The following is a 21,964-nucleotide window of genomic DNA, read 5'->3' as shown; positions in this document are numbered from 1 at the left end:
CTTCAACGACCGCCTCGATGACCTTGACCCGCTCGAGTTCGCGCATGCTTGCCGTGATCAGCTCACGTCCGTTCATGGTTCGCCCCTGGTCGACGCCTCGTGTGAGCGTGCACCTCAACCAGGGCAGGAATCGGACATTTCTAATGAGCCAGAATCGGACATTTCAAAAAAGCCATAACACAAAAAACTTCGATAATTTGCATTATGTTAAATGAATTGCTGTACGTGTACTCATGGGATCTGACCAAGATCCCGGTCAAATTGCGATCATAAGCCTGAGGGTTATGAAGCGACGGATCTCTATGCTCTGGCGGAATAAGGGACTTGGGCCGTGAATTCGTCCCTGGTCTATCGCGTCCGCGTGCGTCGTCGGCATGCAGACAGGTCAACGCGGTCAGCCAGAGCGGGACAATCGCGTTCTTAGCCGACTGGTCTGAATGGGCGGTCTCTTAGGCGGACAAAGTACAGATGTCGTACCCGGGCCCGATTTGAGGTGCAAGCTGGCGCGGTTTTCACGGATGCGTGGAGCCGCCAATGGCCTGTACCGGGATGATCACGATGAGCATGCGCGAGCTGGATCGCCTGAAGGTAATCGAGGCCGTCGCCGAGGCACGGCTGATGCCTTGGCGCGCCGCTGAACGTCTGGGCATCAGTCGTCGCCAGGTCGAGCGATTGGTGCTGCGATATCGCGAATCTGGTGCCGCCGGGCTGGTTTCCCGGCGGCGCGGCAATGCCAGCAACCACCAGTTGCCCGATGGGCTCGCACAGCGCGCTCTGAGCATTATTCGCGAGCGCTACGCCGATTTCGGCCCGACGCTGGCCGCCGAGAAGCTGGCCGAATGCCATGGCATGGCGTTGTCGAAGGAAACGCTCAGGAAGCTCATGACGGACGCCGGGCTATGGATTCCACGCGTGCAGCGCCCGCCGAAGGTCTACCAGCCACGCTCGCGCCGGGCGTGCCTGGGCGAGCTGATCCAGATCGACGGCAGCGACCACCGCTGGTTCGAGGAGCGCGCACCCGCCTGCACGCTGCTGGTGTACGTGGACGACGCCACGAGCCGCATCATGCACCTGCATTTCACGGCCACGGAGTCGACCTTCAGCTATTTCGAGGCCACGCGCGCGTACCTGGAGCGTCATGGCAAACCGGTGGCGCTGTACAGCGACCGCGCCAGCGTGTTTCGCAGCCCGACTGCCGGCAAGACCGGACGCAGCGTGACGCACTTCGGACGCGCGATGTACGAACTGAACATCGACACGTTCTGCGCGAACAGCAGTTCGGCCAAGGGCCGTGTGGAGCGGGCGCACCTGACGCTGCAGGACCGGCTGGTGAAGGAACTGCGTCTGCGCGGCATCAGCACGGTCGCCGACGCCAATGCATATGCGCCTGTGTTCATGCGCGCCTACAACGCGCGCTTTGCGAAGCCGCCGCGCAGTACGTTCGATGCGCACCGGCCGTTGCGTGAGGATGAGGATCTGGACGCCCTGCTCACCTGGCGCGAAACGCGGCGTGTGACGAAGTCGCTCACGGTGCAGTACGACCGCGTGATGTACCTGCTCGACGATACGCCGCAGAACCGGAAGCTGGTGCATCGCTATATCGAGGTCTGGGAGTATCCGGACGGGCGCATCGAGATCCGCGCTGAAGGTCGTGTGCTGCCGTATCGCGAGTATGACCGGCTCACCGAGGTGGACCAGGGCGCGGTGATCGAGCACAAGCGCCTGGCGCACGCACTGGAGGTGGCGCAGGCGCTGCAGGCGCAACGCGATGACCGGCGGGCGTCGGGCTCGCCTTCACGCACCAACCGCGGCATCGAGGTGCGCCAGGCTGAGCGCGTGCCGGGCACAAAGAAGACGCGCGAGGTCACGCAGGCAGACATGGAGGCCGTCATTGTGAAACTCGCGCAGCGCAAGACTGCAGCAGTTCAGTCAGCCAAACCTGGCCTGCGGTCTGCCAGGACCCGCTGAATGAACGCAAGCGCCCTGCTGCTTCAACCGCTGGCCTTCAGCAATGCAGGCGAACAGAACCATGAAAGAGATGCGACATCTGTAAATGGCTGGCAGTACGACATCTGTATCTGGCCGGGACATTTGATGGGGTGCGATGCTATAATTCGGCTTCGACTGGCCGGCCATCGGCCTTGCCGGCTACGTGCCGCCAACGGCTGAAGGTCGGCGGCGACGAGTTTTTCGTCGACTTGCTTTTCTACCATCTCAAGCTGCGTTGTTATGTCGTCGTCGAACTGAAAACGACGCCGTTTAAGCCCGAATATGCGGGCCAGCTGAGCTTCTACCGATCCGCAATCGATGCGCAGGTCAAGGCGCCTGAGGACCAGCCAACCATCGGCCTGCTGCTGTGCAAGGAAAAGAACCGGCTCGTGGTGGAATATGTGCTGCGTGGCGTGGCCAAGCCAATGGGTGTCGCTGAGTATCAACTGATGCGCAAGGTGCCGCCCTCGCTGAAGACTGGACTGCCGGCCATCGATCAGATCGAGGCCGAATTGCGGCCTGACCTGCCGGACAGCACCGTGTAAACATCGCCGGGCGACGCCCGCGCCACTTTCATCAACAGTTGCTAGCGCCGGAGACTGAAAAGCCGCAGCAGCTCGTCGCGCAACGCCGAGACGTCGATGACAAGCTGCGCGCCGGTGATCGCCACGTATTCCGACTCAGCCTTTTTAACAAGCTTGGATCTTCCGCTCCGCGTCCTATACTAAATACGAGCCGCGCGGAAGCCGGCCCTGAAGCGGTAACTGACGGGAAACTCCGTTCAGTGGGGGCGCGGTAGCGGGGCCACGGAAACGCCTGCGTGAACAACGTGGGCGTTTTCTTTGGTGCAATGCCGGCCGCGTGGCGCAGCGGGCGAACGACAAACGGGGCGAGTTGACCGTACCAGCCCGCTCACCCCGATGCCGGGCACGCGCGACAATTTCCACCGTGACAGGCTGGCGCGTTCTAACGCCGAAGGCTGAAAAGCCGCAGCAGCTCGTCGCGCAACGCCGAGATGTCGAGCACATGTTGTGCGCGAGTCACGGCTACATAAAGGAGGCGGATTTCATCGTCGTCCGGCATCGGGCTGCCGTCGGCACTGCGCAGGCGGAAATCGTTGGCCACCTTGACCCGCTTCCATTCGAGGCCCTTGGCACGGTGGACGGTCGAGATCACATAGTCGGCAGTGCCTTCCGGCGCCGAGCGCTGCGCCAGGGCCCGCAGATAGCCCGTACCCAGTTCGTCGACGATGCGCACGACAGGCAGCAGGTCCTGACCGAATGGACTGCGCGCAAACGCCTGTGCGTCGCTCCACGTCTCGAACAGCGAGAACGCCGCCGGGCTGAACGCGCGCTGGCCGGCCAGCAGCCGGTCCGCGCCGTCAGCGTAAGCGAGTATCTCTGCCGCACTCATCCGGATCGCCGGTCGATGCCCCGCCTCGAGTCCCGCGGCGAACTGCCAGATCGCGGTAACGTTCTTCCGGCACAGGATCGCGTCGACCGGCGGCGTCAGCGCGGGGTCCTCCACCATGATCGAGCCGATGGCTTCCTGCCCCCGGATGGGCGTATGCTCGCCGAGCAGTGCAAGCAGGCGGCTGGCGAGCGCCGCGAATGTGGCGCCAAAGCGGAACGACTCCGTGAGCGCGCATTCGGGCGCGTCGATCTGCGCCATCGCATTGATCGCGCCCCGCCACTCGTAGATCTGTTGATAAGGGTCACCGACGTAGATGATCTGCGCGTGGCGCTGCCGGCCAAGGACCGAAAGCATGACGCCGTCGCTATCCTGCGCCTCGTCGAACAGGAGGTAGTCGGCTTCAATGCGTGGCTCCGAGAACGCCCAGAGCTTCAGGAGCACGTCAGGCGAAATGGCGCTCGCCGCGCGCGCCGCAGCGCCCTCCTCCCACAGCCGCCCAACGTAAGGCAGCAGGTAGAGGCGAAGTTGCGCGGCGACGGCTTCGTCGATCTTTTCGTCAACGACGATATGCTGCGCTGCCGGCCGGATATCCGCGGACCGGCAGAACCTGTCCCGCCCGTCGGCGATCATGCGCCCGATCTCGAACGGGGCGATCTCGACGGGCTTGCCCGTTACCGTTCGCACTTCCAGCGGGCCAAGCCCGTAGCGTGTCGCAAGTTCGTGCGGTGGCTCGCCCTGAAGGCTCATCCGATTTCGCAGCGAAGGGCTGACGGACGCCCACGCCAGCGAATGCATCGTCCGTGCGCTCACGTGTGGTGGAAAGCGCAGCGCTGCGCTCGCCGCGATGTCCCGGTTGAACGCGAGGTACGTGCCGCGTCGCTTGCCGAAATGCTCGGCCACGAGTTGGAGCGTGGAGGTCTTGCCCGCGCCTGCGAAGGCCTTGACCTTCAGGTCGCCCGCGCCACACGCCGCCTCGATCACGGCCTGTTGCTCCTGCGTTGGAATAAAGCTCCTCTTCACGCGCTATCCGACCTCATGTGCGTTCGCTCCGGGCGATGTGGGATCGCTGATTTTCGCATGGTCCACAGCCGATCGACCGGCCCGGATCCGCACGCTTCATCAAAATACTCTCGCGCTTGACCACCGGGGAGAGCACATCCGGCGTTGCGTAAGCGAACAGCGCCCGTCACGTCTGAACAAGCTCGAGCCCGTTTTCGGCACACCATTGTCTCAGCGCGCTTTCGGCAGCATCGGCTTCAAACGAATACCAGCGATCGAGAACGCCTTCCCGCTCGAGCAAATCCTTGAAACGAGCATAAGCCCCTTGCCGCAGGAAAATCCTGCGACCTGGTCGTAACACGCAGGCAACGCCTGTGCGACAAAGCGCAAGGCGAGACGCCTCCCGAGATCGAGCTCGTTCCTGTGTGGTATCGCAAGGTAGCGGTCAGAAGTTGCGAGGTCCTCAGGCATCTCCTCGTCGAACGCGTCGCTGGAATCAGAAGTCGAATAAATCTTGCCCGTATCGAGCGAGACATACGCGTCATGCTCCGTGGGCGCCGCGTAGCTGACGAAGTCGAAGGCCAAAGAAAGATCATCGGGCTTGACTGCGACCATGGCTCTAGTCACCCACGTTGTACATGTCAGGTTGGCATGCCGGCCCGAGGCTGGGCTTTGCCGCCCGTTTCGCCGTGTCGTCGAAGCGACTCAAAGCTCTTCGCTCGGGTCAGCGATATCGAGCCGGAACTGCCATCCCTCCATGCTCATAAGCATTTGCCCAAGCTCGTTCCATGAGACCTCCGTGCCATCGACCACCACGAGTGGCAAGCGCCCCGCGTGCGACTCATCCCATTCGATGTGCCCGCGCCCCGTGCTGTCAATGATCCGGCGCTCACGGAAATCGATGTGCCTGACCGACAGCGCGCGACGCATCTTCTCAACGAGTCGCCCAAGCAGCACGAACACATCGTCGTCGGCTTCGCCGATCAGCTGGAACCGATAGCCGGCGCGAAGTTCTCCACGAAGCTCAAAGTTCCGCAGCGTGACCGCAAAGGCGACACGCCATCCATGATCGATGCGTTCGATGAGCTCGTTTCCGCACGACATCCGCGCACGAAAGCGGAACGTCCATGGGGGGAACCCCACCACTTCCGTATGCATCGCTGGAGTAGCATGAGTTACACAACTTGCTGCGCCAGGCCAACATGGTCACAAAATGTTCGCGCTGTCTTCCGCGTAGACGCGGTACAGGGTCCAGAGCTTAGAAGCCCAAATATGCAGGAATACGTATTAAAATACGATCATGCTAATTATGATAAACATAGGATACCTTGAAAATTATAGCTTTAGTGATGGGCGAGGTGATCGATTGATTAATCGCCTAATCATGGGCGGCTGCACTCGACGTTTAATTACATTAGTCCGATGCAATTGGGAAAAACTGGCACGCCGCACAGAGAAAGCAAGCGGCATAATATACGCTCGGTTAGCGGATATGACATCCGCGCGCAAAGTCAGGGAGCGGTGCCTCACTCCACGCCATGGACCACCATCACCGCTCATACCGTAACGCTTGCTGCGGACTGTTGCTCGCCTGGCTTGCCATGGCGGCCTCGTGTTCCGCCGACAACGCGGCCAGTCAGCCCGACAGGGCGCGCTTCCATGCAGTTGAATGCCCCCAACCGAACATCGCGGGCTTCCCTGACCTCGACTTTCCGGCGGGGGTTCAGTGCGGCACCGTCGACATGCCCGAGGATCACGCCAAGCCCGACGGGCACTGGATTCAGATTTTTGTCATGCGCGCTCCCGCTGTTTCGGCGACGCCCAGATCCGACCCGATCGTGTATCTATCGGGTGGCCCTGGGGGCGCCGGATCGTTCGAAATTGCATCGATGATCCGGCACGGCATCAATACCGACCGCGAGGTCATCTTCGTTGACCAACGTGGCACACACCGCGCGACGCCGCGTCTTGGCTGTCCAGATTGGGAGCGTTTCCTGTACGACGCGGTCAGCCTTCCGTTCACGGCCAATTCGACCACCGCCGACGATGCCGCAGCGATCAAGACATGCCACGACCAGTTGGCGGCCACCGGCGCTGACCTTACCGCCTACAACAGCACTCAGAATGCGGCCGACATCGCTGATTTGCGGGTAGCGCTGGGCATCGAACGCTGGAACGTCTACGGCGTGTCGTACGGCTCGAACCTGGCGTTGACCCTGCTGCGCAATCACCCGCAGGGCGTCCGCAGCGTGGTGCTCGATTCGGTATCTCCACCCTCGAACAACATCGCCGAAACGTGGTGGCAAGCGCCAGCCAGTTCATTCAGGGCGATCTTCGCCGCATGCTCCGCCCAGCCCTCCTGCGCGGAGCATTACCCGAACCTGGAGGAAACGTTCACGGCCACGGTGAACCATCTCGAACAAACTCCCGTGATCTGGCAGGTCACGCCAGCGTCCGGCCCACCGGTAACGGTGAACATCGACGGCTTTGCCTTCGTCTACACCCTGCTCATGCAAAGCGAACATGGCGATGCTTCCGCCATTCCAAAGCTGATTGCCGACATGGCGAAAGGCGATGCACAAGGCGTCGCCTCCGCCTACCTCGCGGCACGGGGGCCGGCGGATTTCATTGGTCTCGCCGGCGTAGGTTTGGCGATGGGCGTGTTCTGCGCGGAGAACACCAACCGCACCACCGAGGCCGCCGCACTGGCGACGGCCAAAGCCGAACTTCCCGATTTTCCCGATCGCGTGCTCCGGATTCAGCCCAAGCAGGGCAGACTTTTCACCGACTGCCCGATCTGGAACGTCGGCGTGGCCCCTCCGTCGGTCAGCACCCCGGTCGTGAGCGATGTGCCGGTGCTGATCCTCGAAGGCGCATTCGATGCCGCCACCGCGCCCGTGTGGGTGGACCTTGTCACCCCCTACCTCAGGAACGCCCAGACCGTGACATTTCCATTCACCGGGCACTCGGTACTCGGAAAGTCCACCTGCGCGCTGTCCATCATGGCCGACTTTCTGGATCACCCTGCCCAGCCTGTTGATCCATCCTGCGCTGCACAGATCGCGCTCACCTTCACTGCCCCCCCGCCACCATGACTTCTGCCCGCCCCCCCGCCAAGCCTCCACTGCTCTCCAGTCGTCGGCGTCGAGCCTTCCTCGGGCTGGGCCTGGCCGGACTGGCCGCCCCGCTGCTGCAGGCCTGCGGCGGCTCCAGCGGCGGCTCCAGCACGCCCTCCGATCCCGAATCCGTGCAGTGGCTGCGTCAGGGCATTCTTCAGGCGCTGGACGGAAGCGATGTCGACATGACCGCCGTGTCCGTGGCGATATTCGCGGGTCAAGACATCATCTGGCGCGAAGCTTTCGGTTACGCCAATCCCGACGCTCAACTGCCCGTCACCGTCGACACACGCTTCAACGTTGGCTCGGTCGCCAAGCTCTTTGCAACGCTCGCCGTGATGATTCTGCGTGACCGGGGAGCGCTGTCTCTCGACCAACCGGTGGTCCAGTTGCTGCCGTCCTTCAGCATGCTTTCGCCGGAGTACACCCAGGTCACGGTCCGCCATCTGGTCAACCATAGCTCGGGCTTTCCCGGCACCAACTATCGCAACGTCTTCAACTTCGCGCCTATCCCCGGCTATGCGCAGGACACGTTGAAGTCGCTGTCGTTATCGCGCTTGAAACACGATCCCGGCGAACTCTCGGTCTACTGCAACGATGGCTTCACGCTGCTGGAGCTGGTGGTGCCCGCACTCACCGGCCAAAGCTATACCGATTTCATCCAGCACGAACTGCTCGATCCCTTGGGCATGCCGCTGACCGGCTTTGCGCTGGCGCCAGCCACCGAAGGCACGTTCGTGCATCCGCGCTACCAGGGCAAGACCCAGCCGCAAGAGTTTGTGGCGGCCCTCGCCACGGGGGGGATCGTCAGCACGCCAACCGACATGATGAAAATAGCGCGCCTGCTTCTGGACGGCGGCATGTTCGAAGGTCAGCGCATCGTGTCCGCGGGCGCATTGCAGGACATGGCCGTCGAGCAGAGCGCCTATACGCGCATCGACCTCGGGAATTCACCGCTGCGCTATGGACTGGGCTGGGATAACGTGGTCCAGCCGGGCATGGAAGCTGGCGGATTACAGGCCTGGCACAAGAATGGTGGTACCGACTTTTTCCATAGCGATTTCATCGTCGTTCCCGGGGCACGTCTCGCCCTGATGATCACCGGCGCCAGCAGCGAATATGGCGGGCTGGCCCTGGCGGAGGGCGCGTTGCTTCGCACTGCCCAGGAGCGCGGCGTGATCACCGCCCTGCCCTCGGCCATCGTTCCCGTCGTACCGCCCGTGGCAGCGTCCGCAACGGATGTCTCGGCTCTGACTGGCATCTATGCCAACTACAACCTGCCGGTCGAGGTGCTACAGGCTGGCGACGGCTCGCTGACGCTGAACACCTGGCATGCCACGGGCTGGACCGTCCTGGCGGTTGGGCTGCGCCTGCGCACAGACGGTCGGTGGTGGGCCGACGGAACGGCCAACACCTGCTATGCATTCAAGGAGATGTCGGGCTATTTCTACCTGATCCAGCGCGTTCTTTCCTCCAACGCCTTGTACTGGACGGATACGCCTGCGGGCGAATGGCTGCCGGACGCGCCGGCACCGTTGCCGGCCGCCTGGCAGAACCGGCTGGGCAGCAATTGGCTGGACATCAACGACGCCCCGGAATCGTTTGAAGGCAAGCTCGCACCGCGAACCGGCGAGATCAGCCAGTTGGCCGAGCGGCCCGGTTACGTGCTCTGGAACAATGCACAGCTCCTGCGCGTGATCGACGACAACCAGGCCGGCATGACCGTGAAGATTCCAGCTGTGGCAGGGCGCGACCTCGTCGAGCTGAACATGGTCATGGAAGGGGATGGGGAATATCTGCACAGTGGAACCATGGTGTTCCGCCGAGTCTGAATTGGGGGGCGGCGTCGCGACGGGCGGAACAACGGGTTCTGTTGCAATAAGGCGATCCGCTATGATTTGCGGAACGACATGAACGGCTGAAAGCTTGATGACTACTTTGAATCCGGCGGTGGCCCGAGTGCTCGAGCGCCTGCATTACCCGCTCGACGTGATCCTGATGTGCGTGCGCTGGTACGTGGCCTACCCGCTGAGCCTGCGTCACATTGAAGAGATGGTCGTCTTGTGGAACAGGACCATCGCGCGATCAAGCGACGAACTCGGCCCATGCTGGGATTCAAAACCTTTCGCTGTGCCCGGATCCTTCTGGCCGGTATCGAGCTTATGCACATGATCGCCAAAGGACAGATGAAATGTGCTCGCCGAACCCATCCGTCCGCCGCTGATCAATTCTACGATCTGGAAACATAATCAGGTCTTTTCATATCGACCGACGTTACTCCGCGAGCCTTACTGCGACACCCATTAGCAGGCCGAAGTCAAGGCACGAAGTTAGCCATCGCTGGATTGCAGTGACGATAGCATTTTCATCGTCACTGCAATCCAGCGAAATTATTTCTGTTGCCTAGCCATGCTGTCTGCAGATCGTAATCGCATCCGTTTTCTCTGAACTGGTTGCGAACCGGATCGCACCAGACACCCATCTATAAGGACTTGCCCGGGCGGGTACGACCGAACGCGGTGACACGCACCGGCGTGGTGGGGGCGAGCCATTTTTCCACTTGATACCGCAATGACTGCGCATTTGTGTCTTTCATCTACTGCTCCCGCGCACCGGTACTTTCGCAGCCAGGTACAGCGAAAACGCCGCGCGAACCGGTAGCCCTCGATGTTCGACGCAATTTTCCGCACCGCATCGAGGACTTCAGAAACCACTTTAACTATAGCTCTAAAAATTCGTAGAGGTGTACGCTTTACTGCAATAGCAAAAAATAAGAGTAGCCTGGGAGCGTATATTCGCCGGCTATGGACAACGAATATTGGTGCGCTGCACCACAGAGTTGGTTGGCCTGCAGTGGCCAGCCTGGATGGGTCCCGAAAGGCGGATATCGTTTCTTACAGGGACGGCCTGTGCTCCAACCCCGCCAAAGTGTGGAACGGAACGAGTGGGAGGCAAAGATGGCACCAGTCGACTTCAGCACCTTCGAGCACCAAGGTTGGGAGCGGGTCGCGCAACCGTATCACACGTACTTCGGTGATTTGACCACCCAGTCGAACCCCGCAATGCTCGAGGCGCTTGGCGTGGGTCGTGGCACGCGTTTTCTCGACATCGCATCGGGGCCTGGCTACCTCGCTGCTGCGGCCGCGCGTCGCGGCGCGGACGTTGCTGGCGTGGATTTCTCGGTCGCGATGGTGGAAAAGGCACGACGCGTTTTTCCGGGACTCGAGTTTCGCGTAGGTGACGCAGAGGACTTGCCCTTTCCCGACGAAAGCTTCGATGCAATAGGCATCAGTTTCGGGATGGAGCATTTCCACCACCCTGAGCGTGCGCTCGCGGAGGCGTTCCGCGTGCTGCAGCCTGGCGGCAGAATTGCCTTTACGGTCAGCGCGACGCCGGCCAAGGCCGTCGGTCTCGGGATGGTGCTCAAGGCAATCGAGAAGCACGGGACGACCAATGTGCCGGTGCCGCCGGGACCGCCCTTCTTTCGCTTCAGCGACGCGCAGGAATCGAGACGCGCGTTGCTCGACGCCGGGTTCGTCGAACCGGAGATGCGGGAGGTGGAGCAGACCCTGATGCTTCGCGCGCCCGATACGCCGTTTCACGCGCTCATGCGCGGTGGCGTCCGAGTTGCCGCGATGCTAAGTGCCCAGACGCCGGCTGCGCTGGTGTTGATTGAACGGGCCGTCGCCCATGACGCCAAGGCGTATCGGAACGATGTCGGGGAACTTCAGATTCCCATGCCCTGCGTCTTGGCCTCCGCCCGCAAGGTTTAGGGTGCCATCGATCATCGGGTCCCGCTCAGCGGGCGAGCCCATCGAGGAATTGGCAGCCAGGAGGTCGCCGATCCGGGACGCGTTCCATTTGCCTGCGAGCGAACCTGACGCAGATGTCCCTTTGGCGCCCCAGAGAAATGCTCCACAAAAGCAAGATGCCGGCGTCCGGTTGACCTGTATGCCGGGATCGCACTGAATCATCATTTTTAACAAACTCGTCCCGGAGCAGCGATTCGACACGCAGTGCGTCGGATCACGCGAAATTCGGCATGTGGATCAAATGGGCGTCGGCGTCAACAAGCCTGTCAACTTTTCCTCGACCATGCCAGACGTCAAGTAACAGGGCTAACGCAGCGCCAAATGGGCCGCCTAGCACGTGATGTGCAGAATCGCGTTGGTGCCATTTTCCTGTTCCTTGAGCCTGGCGATGGCTTCCTTAGTTGGCACAACAAGCAGTTCGACCTTCCGGCGATCGGCCTCCTGCTTTACCTCGTCCATCACCGGCAAGGCTCCGGTGCCCGTGCCGATCACGAGGCGCCGGCAATTCCAGGGAATAGCCTCGGCCATCGATAGCGGTGTATGTCCGAACGCTTCGCGGAACGCCTTGGATGGCTTCTTCTTGCGTTTGCGAACCTGTCCGCGGTCGATCACCACATCATGCTGGTAAGTCACACCGTCTATGCGGATGGACCCGAAGGAAAACGCCTCAAAGTGCATAGTCGCCTCCACTGCTCCTGCACTGGCCGCCATTCGTTTCCGCAGGGCTCGATGAGGTCCTGCCAACTAGCATTATAGGTTCGAGGCCTCATCGTATGGCACGCACCATCACAGACGTCGGTTTCAACAACACGCCACGAATGACCGTGATGGATTCGCGCGCTCGCCAACCTCGCCGTGAGCCGCCATTCAAAACATTCGCCAAGCATCAGTGGCGGCTTTGTGATGTCATAGCTCAGTGGGTGAAACCGGCCATGACGCGTCAGTCGCCAGCACACCTTCTCGGACGTTCGGGCGTCGGTTCCACTTGAACAATCGGCCGTTCGACTCTGGTCGGCGAACGTTGCACATTCCGCCTTTGCATCATGTGCCAAGCCTCGCCGTGGAGCTCGGCGTCTCCTCAATCGAAGACGGAGTCACGCCACTGCCGACGCGTTCCCGCAAACCATAGATCAGCCGGAACCACAACTTGACTGGCGGTTAGCCGTACTTGCAGATTTCCAAAATGGCACTTGAGCGATCGACCACGATCGCCACACAGGATCAGGCAAGACAGACGGGATGTTCAGTCACGACGGAATCTGGGAGCCCGATCCGACGTTAAATGCGCACCAAGTAACCGGACCGCTTCGGGGGCGTCGTATCTGGAAATTGCCTCCAGCAACGCCCGATGCTCCTCGGCCAGTTCATCCACACGCGAGACGTCTACCGGACACGAAACGGTGGCCAAGATGAAGCGAAAACGCAGGCGATCGAACAGCTCGACAAGCAGGTCATTCCCGGTGAGCTTCATCAATTCACGATGAAACAGGCGATCCTGCTCCGCGGCTTCGAACGTATTGTTCGTGAGCAGGTTATCGCGCAGTGATTCGACGTGACCGGACAGCGTTGCCGGCAGCGTGGGGCGATTCTGGCAAATCACCCTGACCGCGTGACTTTCGAGCGCAAAGCGTGCGTCCATGAATTGGCGTAGTTCATCCACTGTCACGCCGCGCACACGGGCGCCACGACGCGGAAGAAGCTCGACAAAGCCATCGGCATACAGGCGGTGGAGCGCTTCGCGCACGGGGGTTCGGGAAACGCCAATCTCGTCGGAGATGGGCCCTTCCTCGATGAATTCCCCGCTGCGAAAGCTGCCGCGGAGAATCTGGTCCCGAACGTGCGCATAGGCACGGTCGCGTGCTGAGAGAGTGTTCCCGTGCGCGTCATCCATGGCGTTTCCTTAAATATACGCCGAGTATACATCAAATCGTCTAATTCTTCGGGCCGAAGGTATACCCGTATTGCGGGCGCGCTTATGCTTCTTCGACAATCTCTCGCATCCGTCGTGTATACGTGACAAATACACAATCGACGCTCGAGCACGTACTACCCTCTCACATCCATCTGACTATGACGCTTTCAACTCTCCATCTCGGGCTCTGGTTTTCGGGTCCAAATATCGCCACGGCCGAGATCGCCCATTGCATTGGTTTCAGGGTTGCCATTCTCGACATCGAGCACGGCACGTTCGACCTCGACGCGCTTGACCGCTTCATTCCGTTCCTCAAGGCGAAGCAGTTCGAGGTATTCGCGAAGGTGCTGGGCCCCACGCGCGAAGCCATCCAGCAGGCGCTGGATTTCGGCGCGGACGCCGTGATCATTCCGCATATCTCGGGCGTGGAAGAGGCGCGACGCGTTTGTGCGTATTCAAAGCTGCCGCCGCTTGGCGACCGCAGTCTGGCAGGGGGCCGCACTACGAACTTCATGTATCCGCCTGACAGCTGGATCGACGAGCAGGACAGGCGCACGCGCTGCTATCCCATGATCGAAGACGAAAATGCGCTGCGCGAGGTCGCAGGCATCCTTGATCTGCCGACGGTCGATGGCGTGTTCATTGGCCCGACCGATCTCTCCATTCGCCGTGGCCGGGGCATCTACAAGAAGCAAGACGGCGACTGGGACGACCTTCGCTCGATTGTCGCTGCGGCCAAGGCGGCGGGCAAGCCGTGGCTGTTTCCGGCATGGAGCCCGGAAGAAAGGGCCTTTGCGGTGAAGCACGGTGCGCACCGCATGTTCATCGCGATGGAGCAGGTCGCGCTCGCGCACGGTCTCCAGCAGATGTGGCAATCCACCGTCCAGCTTCTTGAAGCCCCCGTTTCGGCTTGAGGCTCGCCAACCCGCTCAAGGACCGCTTCACTTTCGGCTCATTCATCATGAAACCCACCTCGGCACCACCCGTCGCGTCTGGATCGCTTGCCGGCGCCTGGACGCTCACTGTTTTTCTTTGCATCGCGATGATCGTGTCGATTGTCGACCGGTTTGCGCTCGCGCTCGTCATCGACCCCATCAAGTTGCGATTCGCGCTTTCGAATACGCAAATCGGGCAATTGCAGGGGCTCGCGTTCGGGATGTTCTACGCCGTCCTCGGCATTCCTTGCGGCTGGCTTGCCGACCGGTGGTCGCGCAGATGGACCATTCTGCTCGGCCTGTTGATCTGGGGCGTCGCTACCGCAGCGTGCGGGCTCGCCACAAGCTTCCCGCAACTGCTGGTCGCACGCATGCTCGTTGGAGCAGGGGAAGCCGCGCTCGCGCCGGCCGGCTACGCCATCATTCACGAGCGCTTTCCGGCAGGCAAGCGCAACGCCGCGATCAGCCTCTTCCAGGTGGGCGCTGTAATAGGCTCGGGATCCGCATTCTATGTGGTCGGCGGTCTCTACGATCACCTGAAGTCACTCGGTGGCGTCAGCCTTCCCGTGGTCGGTGCGCTCGCTGCCTGGCAGGCAACCTTCATCTGCGTAGCGTTGCCAGCCATCGTGCTGCTGCCGCTGCTCGCCTATGCGCTTCGCGGTGAACGCACCGTATCACGCACAGCCGGTTCTTCGCCAGTCGATGGTTCGATGGCCACTGACGGGACGAGCCTGAAGTCGTTTCTTGCCAGCAACTGGGCATTTCTCGGCACGCTGTACGTCGGCATGTCCGGCCTGCTCACCTTGAACTACAGCCTGCTTTCGTGGATTCCGACCATTTTTGGGCGGGAATTTCACTGGACGCCGGGCGAAATCGGGCGCCCCTACGGCCTGATCGTGTTGATTTCCTGTGCGGCGAGCATGCTCGTTGCTGGCACGCTTGCCGATGCCATTCAAAAGAAGGCCAGTTACGCGGCCACGCTCAGAATTCCCGGTGTGGCGGCATTGATTGCGTTTCCCGTCCTCGGCCTTTTCTATATGGCCCAGACACCCGTGGCGGTGCTCGCGTCTACGGCGGTACTACACGCCCTTTGCACGTGCGCCGTTGGCGTGGCGCCGGCGCTCATCCAGAGTCAGACACCTGCTCAACTCCGCAGCCGGGTTTCAGCCATCTATGTGCTGCTCGTAAATATCTGTGGTCTGTCTATCGCCCCTTTGCTGGTTGGCTTCGCGGTTGATCAATTGCCTGCGGGGGGCGCGGCACTTCGCGTGGGGGTGACCCTGGTCGGTGTCCTCGCTCTCGCAATCTCGGCCGGACTGTTCAGCACATATCTGCTTCTCCAGTCCCGGCGCTCGCAGGCACCGCAAGCACTGGACGGGAACCTGTCGCAGTCCGATACACAATGAACGAACGAAAATGACTAGAACCCTGAAACTTTCTGCTTTTGCGCTGGCCACCCTCGGAGCGATCTGCCAGCAGCCTTGCTCCGCCTCTTCGATGACGTTGTACGGCACGCTCGACGATGGCATCGCCTATATCAACAACGTGGGCGGCAAATCGGTCGTCAAGGCCCAGAACGCTGGCTCGTGGTCCAACAACTTCGGCTTTCGCGGAGAGGAAGACCTGGGTGGCTCGACCCGGGTATTGTTCAACCTCAACAGCACGTTCAATCTGAACAATGGCGTGCTGAGCAACAATGGCGCGCTGTTCGGCAATAGCGCGTGGCTCGGTATCACAAATGACCAATATGGCACGCTCGCGCTCGGGCGGCAGTTCGATTTCACCGTCGACCTGCTGCTTTACTCGAGTGCGGCCAGTTCCACCCTTTTCTCGTTCCATCCCGGCAGCGTCGACCGGATCAACGGTGTGACGCTGAGCAATTCGGTACGCTACGAGTCTCCCAAATTTGCCGGCTTCTCCGGCAAGGCACTCTACAGCTTCGGAGATCCGAATGGCGGAACCAACAGCCGGCGCTCCAACAGTTTCGAGCTGACCTATTCGAACGGTGTACTTGACGGCATTGTGGTCTATTCGAGCATCGGCGGAACGAGCATTACGCCTTCCACGTCCATGGGCGTCAGCGAGTTCTTCGGCACGCCGCTGTCGCTCTCCACCGCCACACCGCTCGCGTTGCGCACCACCGACATCTACGCAGCTGCGGCCCGCTACCACATCGGCTCGGTGACGCTCAGGGCGCTCTACACCGACGTGGTGTTCACCTCGGCGAAAAACGGACGCACGGAAAAGCTACGCACGCCCGAGATCGGAGCCTCCTGGCAGATCACCACCTTTTCGCTCGTCACTGCGGGCTTCTGGCAGTCACGTCTTGACGACTCGCGGTGGAATACGCTGAACGTGAGCTACGACTATTTTCTCTCCAAGAGGACCGATGTGACGGTCGGCGGCAATTTCCAGCGCACGAGCGGCCCCGGCCAGGTTGCCAGCCTGTTTACGGCAGGGAATTCGTCCACGACCAGCCAGGTTGCACTCTATGCCGGGATTCGACACCGCTTCTAATTTTTTTCAGTTAACTTAGTACTACAAAGGACAAGCAATGAAAGTTACCGTAATTCAATCCAACGTGACGGATGACCAGCAACTCAATCTGGCAAAAATGCAGCGGCTGCTCGCCGAGGCCGTTGCCGCCGACTTACCGGATCTCGTGGTGTTCCCGGAAATGGTTGCCTGCATCAGCATCTCACCCTCGAAGATGCGCGAGTCCGCGGGCGCCTTTCCCGGCAGCGAACTGTTCGAGGCGTTTTCGGCCATGGCGTCTGCGCACAACGTCCTTCTCCACATTGGCAGCGCGATGGAGCTTGAGGATGACCGTGTGTACAACACCTCACTGCTCTTCGGCCGAACGGGCGAACTGCTCGGCAAATACCGGAAGATCCATCGTTTCGATGTTGTGCTTCCAGACGGCACGGAGATTAAGGAATCCAAGAACGTCGCGCGCGGCGAGCGCGTTGTATGTGTACCCGTTGAGAGCTTCAACCTCGGTATGACGATCTGCTATGACCTGCGTTTTCCGGAACTCTTTCGCGCGATCGCCGACAAGGGAGCAGACGTCATCGTTGTGCCCTCAGCCTTCACATTCCAGACGGGCGCAGATCATTGGGAACCGCTGCTGCGTGCCCGCGCGATAGAAACCCAGTGCTATATCGTCGCACCGGGTCAGACGGGAACCTTCGAGAACGGCAAGTTCATGAACTACGGACATTCGATGATCGTTGATCCGTGGGGGCAGGTTATTGCGCAGGCTTCCAATGGCGAAGGTTTTGCCACTACCCGGATCGACCGGAAATATATCGAGACTGTTCGCGCGCGCATTCCGCTCCGGCAGCATCGCATTCTCTGATCGGCAATTGAAAGAGGTTCATCTATGTTCATCATTAATGAAATGCCCGCGAAGGTCGAGCCTGCTACCGTCGAGCGTGCGAGCTTCGCCGAACCGGCGACGATCGGCCATTTCCGGCTCATGGGGTTTCCGCGGAAAACAATCCGGCCGCTGCACGATTGTGGCCGTCGTGTAGGAACCGCCGTCACCCTTGCCCTTCCGGGTGCCGATTCGACGCTGCTCCATCATGCCGTCGCGATGCTGCGCGAAGGCGATGTGCTGGTGATCGACCGGCTTGGTGACGATACCCATGCGTGCCTCGGCGGGGGCGTTGCCTACGCAATTGCGAAACGCGGCGTAGCGGCCGTAATCATCGACGGTCCGATCGCCGACCCTGGTGAAATTCGCGAGATTGGCTTGCCGGTGTGGGCAAGTGGTGTCAGCAGCGTCACAACGCGACTACTCGGTGCCGGCGGCGTCATGAACGCGCAGATCTCCTGTGGGGGCGCTGTTGTTCGTCCGGGTGATCTAGTCATTGCTGACGAAGGAGGTGTGGTCTTTCTCCCATGCAAGGAAGCCGATTCCGACATCGAACGGGCCGTGACGATGCAGGAGATGGAAAAGCGGGGACTTGGCTCGATGGGTCCGAATACTGCGCTGGGCGAACTGACGGGTGCGACTGCGTTGGTGCAAGCCAAACTCCAAGCCTGACGATTCACTTCAGCGTTCCTGTATCCGATGCCGCATTTCCCTCTGGAATGCGGCTTTCCACAGCGCACGCTTGGCGACCTCGCGGTAGTCCGGTACAGCGTTTTGCGCGGTCTACCCGCTCGATCCAACTACGTATCGGTGTCCGCTACACTCAGATACCTGCCCTTGCATTCCGGTTGCCCGACCGGCGGCTCAGGGTCGAGTAGCGACCACTGCTTCCACAGCGAGACGGCACACTGGATCTTCCTTCAACTGGAAGGAGATCATCATGGAAACGCAGAATGGTCGCGCAGGCAACCGTGTGCCGTGGAACAAGGGCAAACTCACCGGCCAGAAGCCGCCGTTGAAGCTTCCGGAAATCTGGGCGATTCGCACCCGGCTCCAGATGTCTTCGAACATTCGCGAGCTGGCTATGTTCAATCTCGCAATTGATAGCAAACTTCGGGCATGCGATCTGACTCGGCTGCAGATGCAGGACGTCTGCCAAGGCGCCCACGTCGGATCGCGGGCAATGGTAATGCAGCAGAAGACGCAACGGCCGGTTCAGTTCGAGATCACGGAGCAGACTCGTCAGAGCCTTGAGGCATGGATTCGGGCGCGGGGATTGAAGTCTACCGACTATCTATTCCCAAGCCGATTGCGTGCGTCGCCGCATCTGTCGACACGACAATATGCCCGAGTGGTTCATCGGTGGATCGCATCGATCGGACTCGACGATACGGCGTACGGCACCCACACCATGCGACGCACCAAGGCTTCGTTGATCTACCGGCGGACGAAGAACCTTCGTGCGGTGCAGCTACTGCTCGGACATACCAAGCTGGAAAGTACGGTGCGTTACCTCGGCATTGAAGTCGACGATGCCCTCGAGATGGCAGAGCAGACCGAGGTCTGACGGCAACGTGGCCGGCGAGCGGACACTTGCCGGCCAGAAAGCGACATCCGTCAGATTGTTTGTGCGGACGTTCAAGAGGCTGTTCATGAACAAGGATCCGCCATTCAATGCCTCATCATTGAATCTGCTCAGTATCTGTGTTGTGGGTTTGAAAGTCTCTGCGATTTCCGACCGGCACAGATGTCATGACGAGAGCGCTAATAATGGCCGCAGTCGCCGTTGTAATCGTCGCCAACAGGGCGAGCACTTCCCAGCCAGCATTGATTGCGACCATACCCGCGATGGCGGTACCAATCGCGCCTGCGACGTAGTAGAAAGTCAGATAAGCCGAGTTCAATGCGCCTGCGCGCGCTGGATGGATGGCAACGACGCAGGCCTGATTGGCGACTTGTGCGGCGAAGCAACCGGCATCGAATACGGCCAGCGCGGCTGCAGTCGCGACCGGGTGGCCAAGTGCGAAAGTCAGTGCACACGCGGAAAACGCCGCAAGAGCGAGGCCGCAGACTATCACGGCGCGGCTACCGAACCGGTCGGCCAAGCGCCCCGCGACACGCGTCACGACGAGACCCAGAAGTCCAGCGAGGCTGTACAGTCCGGTGGTCGCCGCATCCAGGTTATACGGCGGCGCCGCGAGACGCACCGCAAGGCCGACCCAGATCAGATTGAAAGCAAAAAACCACAACATCCCGGCGTAGATGCGCAAACGTAGCTGTCGAGATGCCCGTATCAAGGGCGGCATAGACCGCAACGTTAGAAAGTACTCGGTATGCCCGAGTGGGCGTTCGGCAGTCAGTAATGGAATAACGCAAACGGCTGAAACGGTCACGAAGGCCGCGAACGCCAACAGTGCGCCTCGCCATCCATACCACTGCGCCAGTACCCCACCCACGAATCGACTCAGCAGTATCCCTGCCGATATGCCGGCAGAGACCGTCCCCATGAGCTGGGCTCGGCTTTGTGGATCGGCGCATTTGCCAACGACGGCACTGCTCTGCGCAGCAACCGTCGTCGTGGCACCGACGAGAACGAAGCAAGCAATCAGCGCGTCCGGGCCTGGCGCCCACGCCGCAAGCACCAATGCAAACGCAAGCGCGAACATCTGCCCCGGAATCAAAGCGCGCGGACTTAGCTTGTCCACCAGCGGAACCAGTAGCACCAGGCCGAGCAGATAGCCGGTCATCGCGCCGGACGCTACGGCCGTAATCGGAGCGACGGGCACCCCAAAATCGGCGGCGATGAAAGATAGCGCCGGTTGTATGGCGTAGTTGTTCGCGATAGCACCACCGGCAGCGATCGAAAGCACCACTACCGCGCGGCCCGACAGCCGCGCGTTCTGCTCAGCCCCGGCCTTCACTTGCCGACCTTGACGGCAATGGCCTCGACCTCTGCGAGGATCGCGTCATCGACGAACGGCAGCGCATGCACGAGCGAAAAGGCCGGTCGAATGTCGCCATAGACCTCGCCGTGCGCGCGCGCCGCGTCTTCCCAGTGTTCAAAGTCCGCGACGACCAGACGGCTCTGGACCACATCCTGCAACTGAAAACCATTGTCGATGAGCACCTTCTCGACCGTGGCAAGTGCATCCCGGGTCTGCGTATAGACATCCGGACCTTTGCCGGCCGTACCTGAAATGTAGATCGTGTCGTTCACGATCACTGCCCGTGAGTAACCGACTTTGGGCTCCCACGGAGAGCCTGTGCTGACGAGTTGACGCATATGGATCGTCCTTTGATGACATGGTTTGCGAATAACTACTTGGGTAGTAGTTATGTGTGATCGTATACTACTGAGGTAGTTAGTCAACTACCTTCAAATAGAAAAGAGTCACATGACGGCAGATACAGAATTGATCGCTTCCATGACGCGGCTGGGCTTCACCCAGTACGAAGCGCAGGCATACACGGCCCTGGTGGGTCAGGCCGCGCTTACGGGAGCCGAAGTGGGCCGCAGAGCATCGATGCCCCCTTCGAAGGTGTATGAGACGCTGGCCCGTCTGGAAGCGCGGGGTGCCGTACTCGTCAACCGATCCGAGCCCGTGCGTTACGCGGCTGTTCCGCACACGGCACTGTTGGCCGAACTCCGCTCACGCTTCAATGCCGACCTTGAATCTGCAGCGTCCGCACTGGATCGCCTGCCGGTTCAACAGGAACCCGGGTTGGTCTGGTCGCTTAGCGGCACGGAGTCGATCGTCCAGGCTCTTGCGCGCGCGATTTCGAATGCGCAAACAAGTTTATTTGCCGGTATCTGGGACGAGGAGCTTGACGAGTTGGGGCCGCTGCTTGAATCGGCCAGCGCGCGGGGGGTCGACACCCATGTCGCCATCTATGGCAACAGGACGTTGAAAGGCCCTCATACATACGACATGGCCGAATGTGGGGCAAGCGCGAGACTGCGTCTTTCCGGTCGTCGCCTTGCTGTGGTGGTGGCAGACGAGGACGATGCGGTGGTGGCGGAGTTCGGCGACCACACTCCCGATCAGGCCACCGTCACCACCAATCCGGTCATCGCACTGCTGGCCGTCGAGTACATCAAGGCCGACGTCAGCGGTCGCCTTATGATCAATGCGATGTCTCCACCGGCATACAAGAAGTTACTGTCAACTCGGGCCATGCGGGCAATGCTCCGGCCTGTTGCAACTGACGCCGCAAAAAACGCTGACAGCGATTGATGGCAGAACCCCGTGCGAACACAGGAATGACTGTTGTACTTGGCTACGGCCAACTGCATCGGGCAGCAGGCGGCCATCAAGCGTCATTCACCCGCACCGGCTCTCTGACATTGGGACGTCAGCTACACCTAGAAAGCGGCCATCAGGTTTACGCATTCGAACGCTGCTTCATCGGCG

18 protein-coding genes and 3 pseudogenes are annotated in these 21,964 nt (G+C 60.7%); 14 read left to right on the top strand and 7 right to left on the bottom strand.

Annotated features, from left to right (window positions below; all coding sequences use genetic code 11):
- Positions 1 to 534: 534 nt before the first annotated feature.
- The gene (locus NH14_RS20395) at positions 535 to 1,968 is read left to right on the top strand and encodes an ISNCY family transposase (protein ID WP_035524908.1); all 1,434 of its coding nucleotides are present in this window, start codon (positions 535 to 537) and stop codon (positions 1,966 to 1,968) included.
- A gap of 194 nt (positions 1,969 to 2,162) precedes the next feature.
- Positions 2,163 to 2,534: pseudogene (locus NH14_RS20390) on the top strand (PDDEXK nuclease domain-containing protein); the annotation flags it as partial.
- A 421-nt stretch (positions 2,535 to 2,955) separates the two neighbouring features.
- On the opposite strand, the gene NH14_RS20385 reads toward NH14_RS20390, so the two are convergent.
- The 3 genes from NH14_RS20385 to NH14_RS20375 form a co-directional block, all read right to left on the bottom strand.
- Complete coding sequence (locus tag NH14_RS20385) at positions 2,956 to 4,422, bottom strand: UvrD-helicase domain-containing protein (protein ID WP_035524906.1); 1,467 nt, start codon at positions 4,420 to 4,422, stop codon at positions 2,956 to 2,958.
- Positions 4,423 to 4,632: 210 nt separating this feature from the next.
- Complete coding sequence (locus tag NH14_RS20380) at positions 4,633 to 5,016, bottom strand: hypothetical protein (protein WP_237179706.1); 384 nt, start codon at positions 5,014 to 5,016, stop codon at positions 4,633 to 4,635.
- 90 nt (positions 5,017 to 5,106) lie between these two features.
- On the bottom strand, positions 5,107 to 5,559 hold the full coding sequence (locus tag NH14_RS20375; protein WP_237179705.1) for a DUF7713 domain-containing protein: 453 nt from the start codon (positions 5,557 to 5,559) through the stop codon (positions 5,107 to 5,109).
- Between the two features lie 380 nt (positions 5,560 to 5,939).
- Here NH14_RS20375 and NH14_RS20370 point away from each other — a divergent pair, with 380 nt between their 5' ends.
- The 5 genes and pseudogenes from NH14_RS20370 to NH14_RS20355 all read left to right on the top strand — a co-directional run bounded on the left by NH14_RS20370 (position 5,940) and on the right by NH14_RS20355 (position 11,290).
- Positions 5,940 to 7,496: an alpha/beta fold hydrolase gene (locus NH14_RS20370; RefSeq protein WP_084225292.1), complete on the top strand. Its 1,557-nt coding sequence runs from the start codon at positions 5,940 to 5,942 to the stop codon at positions 7,494 to 7,496.
- The gene (locus NH14_RS20365) at positions 7,493 to 9,349 is read left to right on the top strand and encodes a serine hydrolase domain-containing protein (RefSeq protein ID WP_035524904.1); all 1,857 of its coding nucleotides are present in this window, start codon (positions 7,493 to 7,495) and stop codon (positions 9,347 to 9,349) included. The genes NH14_RS20370 and NH14_RS20365 overlap by 4 nt, the downstream gene beginning before the upstream one ends.
- A 97-nt stretch (positions 9,350 to 9,446) precedes the next feature.
- A pseudogene (locus tag NH14_RS34130) lies at positions 9,447 to 9,572 on the top strand (IS6 family transposase); the annotation flags it as partial.
- Between the two features lie 5 nt (positions 9,573 to 9,577).
- A pseudogene (locus NH14_RS33600) lies at positions 9,578 to 9,766 on the top strand (DDE-type integrase/transposase/recombinase); the annotation flags it as partial.
- A 708-nt stretch (positions 9,767 to 10,474) separates the two neighbouring features.
- Positions 10,475 to 11,290, top strand: a complete 816-nt coding sequence (locus NH14_RS20355) for a class I SAM-dependent methyltransferase (protein ID WP_035524902.1) — start codon at positions 10,475 to 10,477, stop codon at positions 11,288 to 11,290.
- A gap of 369 nt (positions 11,291 to 11,659) precedes the next feature.
- Here NH14_RS20355 and NH14_RS20350 read toward each other — a convergent pair whose 3' ends face one another.
- Both NH14_RS20350 and NH14_RS20345 read right to left on the bottom strand, forming a co-directional pair.
- Positions 11,660 to 12,040 carry an MTH938/NDUFAF3 family protein gene (locus NH14_RS20350; RefSeq protein WP_237179704.1) on the bottom strand — a complete coding sequence of 127 codons (381 nt, stop codon included), beginning with the start codon at positions 12,038 to 12,040 and terminating at the stop codon, positions 11,660 to 11,662.
- 532 nt (positions 12,041 to 12,572) lie between these two features.
- Positions 12,573 to 13,220: a GntR family transcriptional regulator gene (locus tag NH14_RS20345; protein ID WP_052147944.1), complete on the bottom strand. Its 648-nt coding sequence runs from the start codon at positions 13,218 to 13,220 to the stop codon at positions 12,573 to 12,575.
- A gap of 179 nt (positions 13,221 to 13,399) precedes the next feature.
- On the opposite strand from NH14_RS20345, the gene NH14_RS20340 reads away from it, so the two are divergent.
- From NH14_RS20340 to NH14_RS20315, 6 genes are all read left to right on the top strand, one after another.
- Positions 13,400 to 14,155: an HpcH/HpaI aldolase family protein gene (locus NH14_RS20340; RefSeq protein WP_035524898.1), complete on the top strand. Its 756-nt coding sequence runs from the start codon at positions 13,400 to 13,402 to the stop codon at positions 14,153 to 14,155.
- A 47-nt stretch (positions 14,156 to 14,202) separates the two neighbouring features.
- Complete coding sequence (locus NH14_RS20335) at positions 14,203 to 15,582, top strand: MFS transporter (RefSeq protein ID WP_152617113.1); 1,380 nt, start codon at positions 14,203 to 14,205, stop codon at positions 15,580 to 15,582.
- A gap of 10 nt (positions 15,583 to 15,592) precedes the next feature.
- A complete protein-coding gene (locus tag NH14_RS20330) occupies positions 15,593 to 16,693 on the top strand; it encodes a porin (protein ID WP_084225290.1) in 1,101 nt (366 codons plus the stop codon).
- A 37-nt stretch (positions 16,694 to 16,730) separates the two neighbouring features.
- A complete protein-coding gene (locus tag NH14_RS20325; protein WP_035524891.1) occupies positions 16,731 to 17,534 on the top strand; it encodes a carbon-nitrogen hydrolase family protein in 804 nt (267 codons plus the stop codon).
- Between the two features lie 24 nt (positions 17,535 to 17,558).
- A complete protein-coding gene (locus NH14_RS20320) occupies positions 17,559 to 18,224 on the top strand; it encodes an RraA family protein (RefSeq protein ID WP_035524889.1) in 666 nt (221 codons plus the stop codon).
- A 268-nt stretch (positions 18,225 to 18,492) separates the two neighbouring features.
- Positions 18,493 to 19,119, top strand: a complete 627-nt coding sequence (locus NH14_RS20315; RefSeq protein WP_035524885.1) for a tyrosine-type recombinase/integrase — start codon at positions 18,493 to 18,495, stop codon at positions 19,117 to 19,119.
- 115 nt (positions 19,120 to 19,234) lie between these two features.
- Here NH14_RS20315 and NH14_RS20310 read toward each other — a convergent pair whose 3' ends face one another.
- Both NH14_RS20310 and NH14_RS20305 read right to left on the bottom strand, forming a co-directional pair.
- Positions 19,235 to 20,473 (bottom strand): MFS transporter, encoded by a 1,239-nt coding sequence (locus tag NH14_RS20310; protein WP_035524882.1) that lies wholly within the window; start codon positions 20,471 to 20,473, stop codon positions 19,235 to 19,237.
- Positions 20,470 to 20,835 carry a RidA family protein gene (locus NH14_RS20305; protein ID WP_035524877.1) on the bottom strand — a complete coding sequence of 122 codons (366 nt, stop codon included), beginning with the start codon at positions 20,833 to 20,835 and terminating at the stop codon, positions 20,470 to 20,472. The genes NH14_RS20310 and NH14_RS20305 overlap by 4 nt, the downstream gene beginning before the upstream one ends.
- Before the next feature lie 112 nt (positions 20,836 to 20,947).
- On the opposite strand from NH14_RS20305, the gene NH14_RS20300 reads away from it, so the two are divergent.
- A complete protein-coding gene (locus tag NH14_RS20300; protein WP_035524875.1) occupies positions 20,948 to 21,787 on the top strand; it encodes a TrmB family transcriptional regulator in 840 nt (279 codons plus the stop codon).
- Positions 21,788 to 21,964: the final 177 nt, after the last annotated feature.

It is taken from the genome of Paraburkholderia sacchari (genome assembly GCF_000785435.2).
In the GTDB taxonomy this organism is placed as follows: domain Bacteria; phylum Pseudomonadota; class Gammaproteobacteria; order Burkholderiales; family Burkholderiaceae; genus Paraburkholderia; species Paraburkholderia sacchari.
The sequence above is the reverse complement of the archived record's forward strand: the minus strand, read 5'-3'. Positions and strand labels throughout refer to the sequence as shown.

What these genes read in the sequence shown, in the direction of transcription:
- NH14_RS20330 (WP_084225290.1), top strand. Translation starts at nt 15,593, where the DNA reads ATGACTAGAACCCTGAAACTTTCTGCTTTTGCGCTGGCCACCCTCGGA.
- NH14_RS20370 (WP_084225292.1), top strand. Translation starts at nt 5,940, where the DNA reads ATGGACCACCATCACCGCTCATACCGTAACGCTTGCTGCGGACTGTTG.
- NH14_RS20340 (WP_035524898.1), top strand. Translation starts at nt 13,400, where the DNA reads ATGACGCTTTCAACTCTCCATCTCGGGCTCTGGTTTTCGGGTCCAAAT.
- NH14_RS20305 (WP_035524877.1), bottom strand. Translation starts at nt 20,835, where the DNA reads ATGCGTCAACTCGTCAGCACAGGCTCTCCGTGGGAGCCCAAAGTCGGT.
- NH14_RS20380 (WP_237179706.1), bottom strand. Translation starts at nt 5,016, where the DNA reads ATGGTCGCAGTCAAGCCCGATGATCTTTCTTTGGCCTTCGACTTCGTC.
- NH14_RS20320 (WP_035524889.1), top strand. Translation starts at nt 17,559, where the DNA reads ATGTTCATCATTAATGAAATGCCCGCGAAGGTCGAGCCTGCTACCGTC.
- NH14_RS20355 (WP_035524902.1), top strand. Translation starts at nt 10,475, where the DNA reads ATGGCACCAGTCGACTTCAGCACCTTCGAGCACCAAGGTTGGGAGCGG.
- NH14_RS20375 (WP_237179705.1), bottom strand. Translation starts at nt 5,559, where the DNA reads ATGCATACGGAAGTGGTGGGGTTCCCCCCATGGACGTTCCGCTTTCGT.
- NH14_RS20325 (WP_035524891.1), top strand. Translation starts at nt 16,731, where the DNA reads ATGAAAGTTACCGTAATTCAATCCAACGTGACGGATGACCAGCAACTC.
- NH14_RS20315 (WP_035524885.1), top strand. Translation starts at nt 18,493, where the DNA reads ATGGAAACGCAGAATGGTCGCGCAGGCAACCGTGTGCCGTGGAACAAG.
- NH14_RS20350 (WP_237179704.1), bottom strand. Translation starts at nt 12,040, where the DNA reads ATGGCGGCCAGTGCAGGAGCAGTGGAGGCGACTATGCACTTTGAGGCG.
- NH14_RS20365 (WP_035524904.1), top strand. Translation starts at nt 7,493, where the DNA reads ATGACTTCTGCCCGCCCCCCCGCCAAGCCTCCACTGCTCTCCAGTCGT.
- NH14_RS20300 (WP_035524875.1), top strand. Translation starts at nt 20,948, where the DNA reads ATGACGGCAGATACAGAATTGATCGCTTCCATGACGCGGCTGGGCTTC.
- NH14_RS20335 (WP_152617113.1), top strand. Translation starts at nt 14,203, where the DNA reads ATGAAACCCACCTCGGCACCACCCGTCGCGTCTGGATCGCTTGCCGGC.
- NH14_RS20345 (WP_052147944.1), bottom strand. Translation starts at nt 13,220, where the DNA reads ATGGATGACGCGCACGGGAACACTCTCTCAGCACGCGACCGTGCCTAT.
- NH14_RS20395 (WP_035524908.1), top strand. Translation starts at nt 535, where the DNA reads ATGGCCTGTACCGGGATGATCACGATGAGCATGCGCGAGCTGGATCGC.